This window comes from Actinomadura formosensis, from assembly GCF_050948385.1.
Classification (GTDB): domain Bacteria; phylum Actinomycetota; class Actinomycetes; order Streptosporangiales; family Streptosporangiaceae; genus Spirillospora; species Spirillospora formosensis.
Map to the genome: position 1 here is coordinate 1,057,924 of NZ_CP192011.1, position 13,730 is coordinate 1,071,653.

Consider the following 13,730-nt stretch of genomic DNA (forward strand, 5'->3'; position numbering starts at 1 on the left):
CCCGGCGAGGAAGATCCTATGGTGGGAGGCACTCTGCGGTGCGACCCCCCGCCTTTCAAGGCCACAGGGTTCATTGCGCTGCCGATACGGGGGCAGTTGGTGTTGGCCCGGCGCCTCTGTTCTGGACCACCCTCGCGGGTCACGAGGATACGAGTCACTGGAGGTGACTGATGGGGCAGCAGTCTGCCGTCGACAGAGCGGCAATGAAGCAGGCCGCGGACGACATCGACGCATCCGCGAACATCATCAAGGGGCTGCAGACGCAGCTCGAAGGACACAAGCAGCAGGTCCGCTCGGCCTGGGAGGGCAACGCCTCCATGGCCTTCGAGTCGGTCTTCAACCGGTTCAACGAGGACTTCGGCAAGGTCCTTCGCGCACTTGAGGGCATGCACCAGAGCCTGGTCCAGACGAAGATCACCTACGAGTCGAAGGAAGAGATGTCCGAGCAGGCCGTGAACAAGGTTCAGGCCCTGCTCAACGGCACGACCTGACCGATTCGCATTAGGTGACGAGAGCTGGAGAAGGGGAATCATGAGCTACACGAGAGCCAATTTCGGTGGCCTCAGCGAGGGCGAGGCACAGTTCAGCCAGGCCGCCCGCGCCCTGATGGACGAGCTGAACGACCTGGAGGGCAAGCTCCGGACGAAGCTCAACCAGTGGGAGGGCTCCGCGCAGGAGGCGTACTGGGTCTTCCAGAAGCAGTGGGACGGCGCCGCCAAGGACATGCAGAACGTGGTGGCGCAGCTGGGCCTCGCCATCCGCGACGCGCACGACAACTACCAGCAGGCCGAGCGGAGCAACTCCGGCATCTGGGGTTGATCGGACGGCCGACGATGGCTCATCCCGGGCTTCCGGGGTGAGATGGCCCTGGCCGTTCACGCGGCCAGGGCCGACTTCGCCGCACCGGGTCCAACGGGGGAGCATGTGCCGTTCTGTGTCCCGGCCAGTCGAAGAGCAAGAGGGCTGATCAGGAGGTAAGCGCACATGGGACACCCGCACCTGCCCACCGCCGGAGGCAAAGAGATCAAGATCGATCACGATGCCCTCAAGGACATCGTGAAAAAGCTCGAAAAGGATCTCCACGACCTGGAGAAGATGCGTTACAGCGAGCGAATCCAGGACGCCACGCCTTCCGAGGGCGCAATGGGCAACTACCAGGCCGGTCGCGGTCTGCACACCACCGTCCGGATGGCACGTGACTCCATCGGTGGTACGTACGACCAGTTCATCGAGTCGTACAAAAAAGTGATCGAAGCCATTCGGAACTCGGACAAGACCCATCGCAAGGCCGACGATGCCTCCAAGCGTGGCGTGGAGGCCGCTGGTTCCCCGCATAACTACGTCTGATAGGTACACGAGCGGATTGGGGTGAGCGGCAGTGGGTCAAGAACAGAAGATCAGGAATGACACGATCACGAAGGACGCCGAGGGCGTTGGCCATTGGTACAACGCCCTCGAGGTCTGGCACGACAACTTCGACAAGGTTCGCGAGATTGTCGACAGTATGCAGCCGGGCCAGCTGGAGTCCGGTGCGAAGGAGTACGGCGCCCTCTCGAAGAGGATGACCAGCTCCGCCAACCTGATCTACAACCAGGCGACGCGCATGGCCGAGGCGTGGGGCGGTGAAGACGCCAAGAAGGCCATGGAGAACATGAACAAGACCTATCGCCAGGTACAGGAGATCGAGCGGGTCTCGGACCAGACCAGCAAGGCGATGTCGGCACACGCCAAAACGCAGCATTCCTGGAAGAATGCGTATGGCAGTGGCAGCCGTATGGACAGCTGGGTCAAGGACGTGGTCACCTGGGGTCACCGTATTCTCGCGATCAACCCTGCCACGGCCCCGACCGCCATCGGCGGTCTGATCGGCAACAACGCCGGTGCCAGCAGCGTGATGAACAACATCAACGACGGCACGGTGGAGTCCAACAACAACTTCCCGCCCTCCATCCGCCAGGACCTGGCGAACGTCAACATTCGCGACACGGACTTCCCCGAGGGCCCAGGGCCGGGCGGTGGTCCGACTTCCCCCAAGATGCCAGGGGGAGGCCCGGGCGGAGGCCCCGGTGGAGGCCCAGGCGGTATGCCGGGCGGTCCTGGTGACCTCCCCGGCGGCGGTCCTGGCGGTGGTCCCGGCGGTCCTGGTGACCTCCCCGGTGGCCCCGGCGGTCCGAACATGCCCGGTGGACCGCATGGGCCCGGGGTTCCGGGCGGCCCAGGTGGGCCGGATCTCCCCGGTGGTCCCGGCGGCCTCGGCGGTGGCCCTGGTGGCCCCGGCACGGACTTGGCCAGTATGCCGCCTGGGGGACCCGGCGGCGGCCCCGGCCTCGGCGGCGGAGGCGCTGGGCTCGGCGCCGGCGGCGTGGGCGGCGGCCCTGGTGCGCTCGGCGGCGGCCTTGGCGCCGGTCCAGGAGGCATGGGCGCGGGCATGGGGGCCGGCCCCGGTGCCTTCGGTGGCCTAGGTGGCAAGGGCGGGATGAACGGTATGGGAATGCCGATGGGCGCCGGTGCCCGCGGAGGCGGCGGTGACGGCGACGAGCACGAGCGCAGCACGTGGCTGACCGAGGACGAGGACGTCTGGGGCGGCAACGATGACACTGCACCGCCAGTGATCGGCTGACGTAGAGACGTCGTGTGGTGAACGTGACGGCATCGGCAGACCAGGCGCCGCCTGGTCTGCCGATACTTTTGTGAACTGATTCCCGTAGACGAGGAGTGCTGATGCTGCAACGGGCTCGCAGAGTGGCCAGTTCGACGTTGGCCATGCTCATTTTCGGGGCGGTTGCCTGGCCCGGTTCAGTTGCGGCGGCACCCGGACCTCTGCCTCAGGAATGGTGGTTCCAGAGTTGGGGTGTTCAGAGTCATCTCTGGCCCTTGTCCACGGGCAAAGGTGTCACGGTCGCAGTGATCGATACCGGTGTTGAGGCGGACCTGCCTGAGTTGCAGGGCGTGGTCCTGCCTGGCATGAACGCCGAGGACGGCGGTGGAGATGGCAGGGAAGACCTCGATAGCGTTGACGATCCACCAGGCCATGGCACGGGAATGGCAGCGCTCATCGCTGGGCAGGGACGAGGCACCGGGATGGTGGGTATCGCCCCTGATGTCAAGATTCTTCCAGTGGTGGCGCAGAGTACGTCCGCTTATGCAAAAGGGATCCGTTTTGCGGTGGATCATGGGGCACAAGTGATCAACCTTTCTCAGGCGGTTCCCGGTCACTGTCCCGGGGATCTGCAGGAGTCGATCGCCTACGCGTTGGGTAAGGACGCGGTCGTCATTGCCGGTGCGGGCAATGACGGTAACGCTGGGAATGCCAGTAACTCGCCTGCCAACTGCAAGGGTGTTGTAGCGGTGGGTGCTGTCGATTTGAAGGGCCGCCCATGGGAGAAGACGCAGCGTCAGCCTTATGTGACGGTGGCGAGCGCGGGCGTCCACACGGTCACGGTCCTTAAGGACGGGAAGCTCTATCCCGGAAGCGGTACGAGCGACGCCACGGCGCTGGTGTCGGGTGCCATTGCCATCATTCGGGCCAAGCATCCGGATATGAAGAACCGTGAGGTGGTGCGGCAGCTCATCGCTTCTGCGGCGGACGTCTACGAGAAGGGGAAGGACGACCGGACGGGGTACGGGATGATTCGTCCCTATCGGCCGCTGGCAGGGAAGGCGCCGAAGGGGACTGCGAATCCTGTGTTCGAAGAGTTCGATCGGTGGAAGAAGGACCATCCCGAGGCTGCCGGGGTAACGCCTGCGCCCGCCGGGAAGAAAAAGGGCGACTCCGTCTCCACGGGCACCATTGTCGGCTACGGGGCTATCGCCGCCGTGGGTTTGGCGGCCTGCATCTTCGGGTTCTTCATCTCCCGGCGAAAGCGGTCCGCAACTCCGCCCCTGATAGGGCCTGGTCCTGGCTATGGTGCGCCGCCAGGATTCGGACAGCAGCCGGGGCCGCCGCCGGGAGGTCCGTATCCCCCTGGGGGGCAGCCACAGTACCAGCCGCATCCGCCCATGCCGCCCGGTCAGCGACCGCCGGAGGGTGGTCCTCCCGCTCAGCCACCCCAGTAACGACGCAGGGGACGGCACTGCACCGCTGGTGATCGGCTGACGTCGAGACATCAGGTGACGAACGTGATGACATCGGCAGGCCAGGCGTCGCCTGGTCTGCCGATATTTTGTGAACTGATTCCGTAGGCGAGGAGTGCTGCTGCGACGGGTTCGGCAAGGGCCGGTTCGACCTTTGCCGTTTTCATCTTGGGTCGGTCGCCTGGCCTGGTCCGGCTGTGGTCGCCCCGATCACGGTCGGATGAATGGTGACCTCGGTTCATCAACACGACCAAGGATGCCAGTTCTCCTGGAAAGGAACGGCTGGTCGGTTACGGAGTCGTAATTCCGGCCCCGGCGTTGGCGGCTAGGGTGCCGAAGAGTGTGCCGAATCCCGTCTTCGCCGCGTACGACCGCTGGTTGAAGGACGTGCCGAGGATGAAGCCGTCCGCCACCAGGGTGCCCAAGCCCAACGCCACCAAGGGTGCTGATCAGGCGGATCGCAATCTGCTGGTCGTGCTGATCACCGTTGGTGCGGTCGTGGTGATCGGCGGAGCCGTGTTCTTCGTCCTCCTCAAGCACGGCAAGAAGGGCGCTCGTCCGGTGCCGTCGCCGGGTGGGCAAGGAGGTCCGCAGGATGGTCGGCCGTATGAGCCTCCGCGGGGTCGCGGCGGTTCCCACCTCAGTACTAGGTCTTTCTCTGTTCGCGGTCACCTTCCCGCTGTGTGCGGACGGCCGTTCTCCCAGTTTTGCAAGCACGACGACAGAAAGAGTGATCATGAAGAAGCTCCTGCTCATCCCGGTCACGGCTGCCGCGCTGGCGCTGAGCCTCAGCGCCTGCGGTTCAGACTCCAAGGACGGCGGTTCGGCGTCCGGGGCGACCGCTTCGGCGACGCAGCCGGGCGGTGGCACCATCACCGGCAATGGCGGTCAGACCACGAACGGCGGCGGCGGGAAAATTACCCCGGCACAGCGTGAGGCACTGACGAAGACCAGGGAGTGCATGATCAAGAAGGGCTACGACATGCCCGAGGTGGACCCGAACAACCCCGTCATGGCGCCGAAGAACGGCAATGGCAAGAGTGACGCGCAGGTCAACAAGGACGCCGCGGAGTGCGCGGCGCAGTCGCAGCCGTCGTGAGGGTGATGCGCGTTCTCTGATGGACGGAGGGCCGCGGCGGCGGGCGAGGCCTCGTAGGCTGTCCCTGCAACGAAAGGAGGTCGGGTGCCGGACTCGAGTTGGCAGCAGGCCGTCTTGCGCGATCTCGGGGTTGCGCAGCGGGGATTGCAGGTGCTTGAGGCGGCGTCGTCCGTGGCGGTACAGCCCGTCTGGGGCGCCGAGGCCCCGCCTCGGCCGGTGCCCGAGCCCGAACCCGCCGTGGCCCCCGTGGTGATGCCGGAACCGGTTCAGGCGGCCCCTCAGCCGCCTCCGCCGCCTCCGCCTCCGGCCGTCGAGCCTCCGCCTCCTCCGCCGCCGGTTCCTTCGCAGGTCGAGCCATCCCAGGATGTCGCGGAAGCTCCGCCTCCGCCTCCGCCGCCTCCGCCTCCGGCCGTCGAGCCTCCGCCTCCTCCGCCGCCGGTTCCTTCGCAGGTCGAGCCATCCCAGGATGTCGCGGAAGCTCCGCCTCCGCCTCCGCCGCCTCCGCCTCCGGCCGTCGAGCCTCCGCCTCCTCCGCCGCCGGTTCCTTCGCAGGTCGAGCCATCCCAGGATGTCGCGGAAGCTCCGCCTCCGCCGCCTCCGCTGCAGCCCCCGTTGCCGCCGCCGCACGAGGAGGCCGATCCGCCGCCTCCGCCGCCTCCGCCGCCCCCGCCGTCGTTGACGCCTGAACCCGTCCCGCAGCCGTCGACAGACGCGCCGCCCGAGCAGCCGCAGCCCGTCGCGCAGCCGACGCACTTCGACTTCGACTGGTCGGCGGCCGTGAACCCGCTCATCGGGGTCGACACCGCGGACGTCCCGGAGCAGTCCGCGGCCGAGCAGTCCGCCGCAAGTCCGGCCGCGCCGGCGACCGCGGAGCAGCAGCCGCCGGCGGTGGGGGCGGCGGCGCCGGTTCCGGCCGAGGAACTGGTCCGCAAGAACCAGCACGGCGACCCGCTGGCGCGGCGCATGGGGCGCAACGTCCGCCGGGCCGTCGGCGGCGGTTCCCGGGAGGCCCGGGAGATGGCCGCGTTCGTCGAGCTGATGCAGCGGTCAGTGCCCAGCACCCGGCAGATCGCGATTGCCAGTGTGCGCGGCGGCGCGGGCAAGACGACGATGGCCGCGCTGGTGGCGACCGAACTGGCCCGGCATCGCCAGGATCGGGTGCTGGCCGCCGATGCCGACGCCGAGCTGGGCTCGCTGCCGCTCCGGCTCGGCGTTCGCTCGCAGCTGTCGCTGTTCGACCTGGCGGGACAGAACCCGCGCTCCTTCGAGGAGGCGGCGCGGTTCCTGTCACGCACCCCCGAGGGCCTGTTCGTGCTGTCGTCGACGCGCGGCGGGCGCATCGCGGGTGAGTTCACGCTGGAGACGTTCCAGAGCGCGCTCAACGTCGTGGCCCGGTACGTCGGCGCCACGGTCATCGACTGCGGCGCCGGCATCCTCACCGAACTGAACCGGGGTGTCGTCGCCGCGTCGCACGGCCTCGTCCTGGTGACGCCGGGCACGGTGGACGGTGCCCTGAGCGCGCGCGGGGCGCTCGAATGGTACGCGGCCAATGAGCAAGGGGACCTTCTGCGGCGGACGGTGATAGCGATGGTTTCGCATGCCCCCCAGGTGGGTGCCGATCTGCACCGGGCGCATCAGATGCTCACCGCGTGGGGTCTGCCCGTGGTGTTCGTGCCTTACGACCGGCACCTCGCCACCGGCAGTTCGGTGGACATGTCCAAGGTTTCCGCCGCCGCCCGGTCGTCGGTGACCCGGATCGTGCACGAGGTGTTCGCGCGGGCGCTCACCGCCCCGACCCGCTGAGGCGGCGCGGCCCGCGCGGGCCGCGCCGCCGGTGGTGGTCAGTTCGTCCAGATGAGGGTGTTGGTGACCTCTACGCCGAGTTCGCCGGCGGTGGCGAAGACGGCGCCGGTGCGGTCGCCGGTGGCGCCGCCGGACGACCAGTAGGACTGGGCGTAGATGACGCGTGAGCCCTGCGACCAGGAGCGCGTCCAGTAGGCGGGGTCGGGACGGGGCTGCGGGAGGCCGCTCGCGTCGGACGGGGTGAGCAGCAGCGGCCAGCCCTTGTCGTTGGTGGTCTGGCTGACGCTGCTCGCCGCCGACGGGCTGGAGAGCGTCAAGATCGACACCGACGTGATGATCTGCTTGGACGGGTTGGCGTACACGGCGGAGTGCATCGGCCCTATGCACGGGTACGTCTGCAGTGCCGTGCGCAGCCGCGCGTTGGCGCGGCTCGTGCACGACTGGGTGCGGGTGCCCGCGCGGGTGAACGTGTTGCCCTTCGCGGTCCGGATGGTCGCGGACAGGACTCCGGAAGGGTCGCCCGGCGTCCCCCCGCTGGTGGGGGTTGGGGTCGGCTCAGAGGAGTAGGGAGTCAGCGTCGGTGGCGTGTAGGGCGTGTACGTGGGAAACGTTGTGGTCCTGTCGTTGCCGCCGCCCAGGACGAGGAACGCGCCGACTCCGACAACGGCGATGACCGCCACCACGCCGAAGATCAGTAGTGGGACGAGTGGGCTACCGCCGCCGCGTGGCGGTGGTGGGAAGCCGGGGCCGCCGAAGGGCGGCGGCGAACCCGGCGGCGGTGGTGGGTATCCCGGGCCGCCGGGGGGTGGGCCCGGCAGGTGAGGGGGCTGCATGATCGACTCCGTGCCGATGGTCGTGCGGGGTGGCGTCCAATGATCGGAACAGCGTATCGGGAGGAACCCGGCGATATCACGGTGATGGATAGGTGTCTCACGGGATAGAGGTCCCGTGGGCAGCGGGTGCGGATCTCTCATAAAGTTGCTGAGGAGAGGGGAGGCAGGTGTCCGACTCAAGCCGGCGACCGGCCGCGGGTGCGGTGGTCGGCTCCCGTTCCGTCCGACGCTGGGGTGGCCGATGAGCAGTGACCTGGTGGCGCTGGTGCGCCGCAGCCCGGATGTGCACGCCGTGGCCGACGGCATGATCGCCATGGGGGAGCCGCTGGAGCTGCGCGGCGGGGAGCCGGAGCCGACGCTGCTGTACGACGCCGAGGGGCGGCTGCTCGTCTCCATCGAGGACGCGGTGCGGGTCTCCGCGCAGAGCGAGATCCGGCGGCTGCTCGGTGCCGAGTTCGCCGACCGGGTCGGCGTGCCGGTGTGGTGGGTGGACGTCCGGGCGGTCGCCGATGTGCCGGAGGCGATGCGGGTCGCGCGCACGTTCGCCGACTCGCTCGTCCGCTGGCTCGGCGGGACCGTCTACCCGGACGGCGCGAGCGATGCCCCGCCCCGCAGCTGGCGGGCGTCCGACCAGGGCGACGACCCCGGTGCCACGGCGTCCCGCGGCCTGTCCGGGGACGTGGGCGGCGCCGCCTACCAGGGCGGCGTGATCGGCTGAGCCGGGCTCAGGGCCAGTCGCGGGTCAGGTCCAGATCCCAGGGGACGAGGTTCCACGGGCTGCGCGGCTCGGTGGCGAGCTCCTCGATGAGCCGTTCGTACTCGGCGTGCGCGGCCCCGCCGCCGCCCGACCAGAGCAGCCGCCCCTGCAGGTAGCAGGTGGCCATGTCCCGCCAGGACGAGTACCGCCGCTGGATGTCGAGCGCCAGCGGAAGCATCCGCTCCCAGCAGTACTCCTCTGTCAGCCACCCCACCATGTGGCCCCAGCGGTAGAGCATGAGGGCCCGCCCGTAGTCCCAGATGAGGAAGCGTCCCGCGTTGGCGCGCAGCGCCGGGTCGGCGAGGACCTCCAGCCGGTGCAGTTCCTCGGACGCGTGGTCGCGGTCGTTGAACAGCCGGTGGAGGAACTGGGCCAGCTCGGCGCCCTGCTCGCTCGCGTCCGCGCCCGGTTCGTCGCGCAGCAGGGCCGGGACGAGCCGGGCGTATGCGCCGCCCTCGTCCCCGTACCGGATGCGGACCAGTTCGATGAGCCGTTCCACGAACGGCGGTTCGAGCCGGTCGTGGGCGATGAGGCCGTCGACCTCGCGCAGCAGCGTCCCGTACTCCTCCCGCGCGGCCGGGGGCCGGGCGGCGAGGTGGGCGTCCTGGGCGAAGTCGGCGCGGTGCCCGTCCTGGACGAGCCAGTTGACGGCGGCGAGGAGCTGTTCGAGGTCGTAGGCGCCCCACGGGTCCTGCAGCAGCTCGTGGGCGGTGCGGCGGTCGGCGGACGCGGTGGACTCGCCGGGCGCGGTGCCGAGCCGGTCCACCTGGAACCCGTTGACGGCGCCGTAGGGGGCGCCCGCCCCGATGATCCAGCGCTGCACGGGGGTGAGGTCGTTGCCGTGGGTGAGGACGCGGGGCAGGTCGGGCGCGGAGATCAGCTCCCAGAGCCGCCGCTGGAACTCCTCGGCCTGCCGTTCCTCACCGTCGAAGAACCCGGCGAGCTGCTTGCGCAGGGACGGATGCCGGACGTAGAGGCGCCGGAAGAACGGTCCCGTCTTCCACACGAGATGCTCGGGACGCAGGTCGCCGAACGGTATCCGGGTCCGCCGGTGGACGATGGCCTGCTCGTCGAACCGCAGCTCCACATCCGACCACAGCCTCGCGAGGGGAGTGAAACGCCACAGCAGCAGGAAGCAGGCCACGGCGCCGAGCAGCGCCGCGCCCGGTGCGAGCGCCCAGCGCGCCTCGTCCTGGAGCCCCGCCAGGGACAGGACGGCGCCGGCGAGCAGCAGTGCCACGCCGCCGATGCCGAGCCCGACGAACCAGCCGGTGGTGAGGATGAGGGACCCCTCGATGCGAAGGACCGCCTCGTCGCCGTCGAACTCGAACGCCCCCTCCGCGAGCGTCCCCTCGACGGCCCGCTCAAGCGCGTCGAGCTGACCGGCCTTCCCCATGGGCAGGACCGTACAGCATCCCTTACGGGTAGATCATCAGCCCTGTGCGGCGTATGCGGCGTCCATGGGGTGGAAGGCCCGCTTTGGGCGCCGCGTACCCCCGGCGGCCGGATCAGGCCGATTGGAGGTGCTGCATGAGCAGGCTGTGCCGCTGCCAGCCGTCCGGCGAGCGGCCGTCCCCCAGTGGGAAGAACGTCAGCGGTGCGCGCGCCGGCCCGACCGGCTGCCCGGGGATGGCGTGGGGGCCGGTGACGGTGCCCGCGACCGCGAGCGCGACCGGCGCGGCCGCGCCCGTCCAGCGCGGCTCGGTGGTGAGGTCGGCGCGGCCCGGGGTGAGCTGGACGAACAGCGACGCGATCGGCTGGTCGGCGGCCAGCGCGCCGACGAGCGAGGGAAGGTGCCGCAGGGGCGGCGGGTCCTCGGGCGCGTAGCCGACGGTGACGGTGCTGACCTCGGCGACGGCGCCGCCCTCGGCGGCCGTGTAGTCGCAGATCGCCTGCGCCGGACGGGGCCCGTCGCCGCCGACGACGAGCCGCACGGTGGAACGTCCGCGCACGTACTCGGTGAGCCGGTCGCGGCGCCACGGGTGCTCCAGCGGTTCGGCGGGGCCGAGCCCGGACGGGTACTTGCCGGTGAGCAGTTGCAGGAGCCGCTCGACCGTCCCGGCGAGGTCGCCCTCGGTGCCGTGCCGGATCCGGTAGACGAGGGTGAGCTGCGAACCGATCGGCGCGGTCGGGCGGGTGGTGTATCCGGGTGCGTAGTCGCGGGCCTCGGGCACCGGGACGAACGTCGCGCCGCCCCACTTCATCGGCCGTCCGGTCAGGCCCTCGTAGTAGCCGTCGCCGTTGCGTACGATCCACTGCACGCCGGTGCCGGACGCGGCGGTGCGCAGCGGAAGCGTCAGCCGGGAGTCCAGCGGCGTGACGAGCTGCAGGGTGCGGCCGGTCTCGGCGCAGTCGGCGAGGGCCCGGTCCAGCCAGGCGCTCAGCGGCACGACCGGCCGGTCCTGGAGGACGACCATTGCTTGGTCGGTCAGCGCGTCTACGGTGCTCATCTCGTCCGGGAGTCTAGTCACCGGGGACCCTCGATGGCCGGGCGACCTGATCACCGGATACTTTCCAGTGACACGCGTGCCCCTTTTCTAATCTGTGCTGAAATGTTACGGATGCAGCGAGCCGCCGCGCCCTCTCCCGTGTACTACGCGGGCAACGCCCCACCGCCACCGGAACCGCCGGTGCGGGGGCGTCTGTGGCGCGTGCTCGGCTGGGTGTCGGTCGTGCTGTCGGTCGGGCTCGTCGCCGGCAGCCTCACCGCCTACGGGTTCTGGCGGCGGCTGGACGGCCAGATCGACCGCGAGCACGTCGACGACCGGCTGGGCGAGCACCGCCCGCCCAAGCTCAACAGTTCGCTGAACATCCTGGTGATGGGGTCCGACAGCCGCGCCGGGGAGAACGCCCGGTACGGCGTCGAGGCCGGGCAGCGCTCCGACACCACGATCCTGCTGCACATCTCGCCCGGCGGCGAGAGCGCCATCGGCATCAGCTTCCCGCGCGACTCGATGGTGCAGATGCCGCCGTGCAGGAAGAAGAACGGCACGACCGTCCCCGCCCAGTTCGGGATGATCAACGCGGCCTTCTCCAACGGCGGCCCGGCCTGCACCTGGCGCACGATCGAGTCGCTCACCAGGATCCACATCGACCACTACGTCGAGGTCGACTTCGCCGGCTTCAAACGGGTCGTGGACGCGCTCGGCGGCGTCGAGATCTGCGTCCCGAAGCGCGTCGACGACCCCAAGGCCGAACTGCACCTCAGGGCCGGCCGGCAGACCGTCCGCGGCGACCAGGCGCTCGGCTACGTCCGCACCCGGTACGTGCTCGGCGACGGCTCCGACCTCGACCGGATCAGGCGGCAGCAGGCGTTCATGGCGTCGGTCGTCAAGAAGGCCACCGACAAGGGCATGCTCACCGACCCGGGACGGACCTACGACTTCCTCTCCGCCGCGACCAAGTCCATCAAGGCGGACGACCGGCTCACGCTGTCGGTGATGCAGAAACTCGCTTCCGGCCTGAGCGGGATGAGCGCGGGGAAGGTCCGGTTCGTCACCGTGCCGGTGCAGCCGTATCCGCAGGACAAGAACCGCGTCCAGTTCAACCAGGCGCTCGCCGAGCCGCTGTTCAAGGCCGTCCGCGAGGACAACAAGCTCCCCGAGCCCGCCCCCGCGCCGGTGCCCGCGCAGAACAAGGTGCCGCCCGTCCCGCCGGCGCAGGTGAAGGTCGGCGTCTACAACGCCTCCAGTGCCCAGGGCCTCGCCCGGCGGACCGCCGACCAGCTCGGCGAGCGCGGCTTCCAGATCGTCAAGGTCGGCACCAGCAAGAAGCGGTACCCCCGCACGATGATCCTCTACGGTGTGGGCGCCGAACGGCAGGCCGCGCGCCTCGCGATCGCCGTCCCCGGGCCCCAGCCGCGCCCCTGGGCGTCCGCCAGGCCCGGCTACGTCTACCTCGTCATCGGCAAGGACGGCGCCGAACTGCGCGCGCTGACACCGACGGTTCCGAAAATGGCGGGCGAGATCCGCGGCGACCGTAACATTTGCGCTCCGACCTGATCTGGCCATGCGCCGCACCGGTATCTTGGCCCGCGCAAACCATTAACCGCACTAAAGCGTCCTCTGTAGGACGGCCGACTCGAATCCCGACCCTGGCCCGCGAAGCCGCCCCCGCACAGGGCTTTACCGGGCAACGCTCCCCCCGGAACGGACGCATGCAGCCCGAACCCTTCACCCTGTTAATGACCGTCTACGGCGGCGATCAGGCGGAGCATGTACGAGACGCGTTCCGGAGCGCCGTGCACCTGCAGACCCTCCGTCCCGACCAGGTGGTCCTCGTCCAGGACGGCCCCGTCCCGCCCGAACTGTCCGCCTGCCTGCGCGAACTCGTCGAGGGCAGCCCGGTGCGGGTGGCGTTCGTCCACCTGGAGCACAACCGCGGCCTCGGCCCCGCCCTCGACGCGGGCCTGCACGCCGCCTGGTACGACATCGTCGCCCGCATGGACGCCGACGACGTCGCCATGCCGCACCGCTTCCAGACCCAGGTTCCGCTCGTGCGCGCCGGAGCCGACCTCGTAGGCGCCGGGCTCCTGGAATTCGGCACCGACATCACCGACGTCGTCGGCCGCCGCATCCCGCCGAGCGACCCCGCCGACATCGCCCGCTACTCGCGCCTCCACGACCCGTTCAACCACCCCACGGTCGTCTACCGGCGCAGCGCCGTCGTCGCCGCCGGCGGCTATGGCGATCTCCCCCTCATGGAGGACTACTGGCTGTTCGTCCGCATGATCGCCAACGGCGCGCGGATGGTGAACATCGCCGAACCCCTCGTCTACTACCGCGTCGGCGAGGGCGCCTACGAACGCCGCGGCGGCCGTGAACTGCTCCGCTCCGAACTGCGGCTGCAGCGCGAGATGCTCCGCGAGGGCTTCATCTCCCAGCCGCAGTACTGGCGCAACGTCGTGGTCCGCGGCGGCTACCGCCTCGTCCCCACCATGATCCGCAAACCGTTCTACCGCGCCGTCGTCGCCCCCTACGGCTCCCGCCGCAACCGCTCCCGCGACCGCGCCGGCACCCCGCCCGGCGCCCTCACCTACATCCCCCGCCACGTCCGCCGCCGAGAGCAGCCGCCCCCGCAGCCGGGGCCTCTCACCCCGCAACCGGAGCCCCCGGCGCCGCCCGCCCGCTGAGCACCGGCGGCGATGCCCTCGGCGCCGGAGTGC

At 69.8% G+C, this 13,730-nt stretch carries 13 protein-coding genes; 10 read left to right on the plus strand and 3 right to left on the minus strand.

All coding sequences use genetic code 11. The annotated features are described in order from the left end of the window. The first annotated feature begins 170 nt into the window (after nucleotides 1-170). The 7 genes from ACQP1N_RS04960 (at nucleotide 171) to ACQP1N_RS04990 (ending at nucleotide 6,976) form a co-directional block, all read left to right on the plus strand. Nucleotides 171-491, plus strand: coding sequence for a WXG100 family type VII secretion target (locus ACQP1N_RS04960; RefSeq protein ID WP_084262378.1), 321 nt, complete (start codon nucleotides 171-173; stop codon nucleotides 489-491). A 40-nt stretch (nucleotides 492-531) separates the two neighbouring features. Beyond that, on the plus strand, nucleotides 532-819 hold the full coding sequence (locus ACQP1N_RS04965) for a WXG100 family type VII secretion target (RefSeq protein WP_067793350.1): 288 nt from the start codon (nucleotides 532-534) through the stop codon (nucleotides 817-819). Between the two features lie 165 nt (nucleotides 820-984). Then, nucleotides 985-1,347, plus strand: coding sequence for a hypothetical protein (locus tag ACQP1N_RS04970; protein WP_067793347.1), 363 nt, complete (start codon nucleotides 985-987; stop codon nucleotides 1,345-1,347). A 31-nt stretch (nucleotides 1,348-1,378) separates the two neighbouring features. Further along, nucleotides 1,379-2,620 carry a WXG100 family type VII secretion target gene (locus ACQP1N_RS04975; protein ID WP_433229370.1) on the plus strand — a complete coding sequence of 414 codons (1,242 nt, stop codon included), beginning with the start codon at nucleotides 1,379-1,381 and terminating at the stop codon, nucleotides 2,618-2,620. Between the two features lie 284 nt (nucleotides 2,621-2,904). Then, entirely contained in the window at nucleotides 2,905-4,056 is a 1,152-nt protein-coding gene (locus ACQP1N_RS04980) for a S8 family serine peptidase (RefSeq protein WP_433229372.1), read from the plus strand. 754 nt (nucleotides 4,057-4,810) lie between these two features. After that, nucleotides 4,811-5,173, plus strand: a complete 363-nt coding sequence (locus ACQP1N_RS04985) for a hypothetical protein (RefSeq protein WP_433229373.1) — start codon at nucleotides 4,811-4,813, stop codon at nucleotides 5,171-5,173. Between the two features lie 675 nt (nucleotides 5,174-5,848). After that, on the plus strand, nucleotides 5,849-6,976 hold the full coding sequence (locus tag ACQP1N_RS04990) for a MinD/ParA family ATP-binding protein (RefSeq protein WP_433229374.1): 1,128 nt from the start codon (nucleotides 5,849-5,851) through the stop codon (nucleotides 6,974-6,976). A 38-nt stretch (nucleotides 6,977-7,014) separates the two neighbouring features. Here the strand turns inward: ACQP1N_RS04990 and ACQP1N_RS04995 are convergent, their stop codons facing one another. Next, nucleotides 7,015-7,656: a hypothetical protein gene (locus ACQP1N_RS04995; RefSeq protein ID WP_131732351.1), complete on the minus strand. Its 642-nt coding sequence runs from the start codon at nucleotides 7,654-7,656 to the stop codon at nucleotides 7,015-7,017. 394 nt (nucleotides 7,657-8,050) lie between these two features. Here ACQP1N_RS04995 and ACQP1N_RS05000 point away from each other — a divergent pair, with 394 nt between their 5' ends. Continuing rightward, nucleotides 8,051-8,527 (plus strand): hypothetical protein, encoded by a 477-nt coding sequence (locus ACQP1N_RS05000; RefSeq protein ID WP_174548810.1) that lies wholly within the window; start codon nucleotides 8,051-8,053, stop codon nucleotides 8,525-8,527. Nucleotides 8,528-8,534: 7 nt separating this feature from the next. On the opposite strand, the gene ACQP1N_RS05005 is transcribed toward ACQP1N_RS05000, so the two are convergent. Next, nucleotides 8,535-9,962: a DUF1266 domain-containing protein gene (locus tag ACQP1N_RS05005; protein ID WP_433229376.1), complete on the minus strand. Its 1,428-nt coding sequence runs from the start codon at nucleotides 9,960-9,962 to the stop codon at nucleotides 8,535-8,537. A gap of 112 nt (nucleotides 9,963-10,074) precedes the next feature. Then, entirely contained in the window at nucleotides 10,075-11,016 is a 942-nt protein-coding gene (locus ACQP1N_RS05010) for a DUF6177 family protein (protein WP_131732350.1), read from the minus strand. Nucleotides 11,017-11,127: 111 nt separating this feature from the next. Here ACQP1N_RS05010 and ACQP1N_RS05015 point away from each other — a divergent pair, with 111 nt between their 5' ends. Together ACQP1N_RS05015 and ACQP1N_RS05020 are read left to right on the plus strand one after the other, a co-directional pair. Further along, complete coding sequence (locus tag ACQP1N_RS05015; protein WP_433229377.1) at nucleotides 11,128-12,567, plus strand: LCP family protein; 1,440 nt, start codon at nucleotides 11,128-11,130, stop codon at nucleotides 12,565-12,567. A gap of 155 nt (nucleotides 12,568-12,722) precedes the next feature. Next, nucleotides 12,723-13,697 carry a glycosyltransferase gene (locus ACQP1N_RS05020; RefSeq protein WP_433229378.1) on the plus strand — a complete coding sequence of 325 codons (975 nt, stop codon included), beginning with the start codon at nucleotides 12,723-12,725 and terminating at the stop codon, nucleotides 13,695-13,697. Nucleotides 13,698-13,730: the final 33 nt, after the last annotated feature.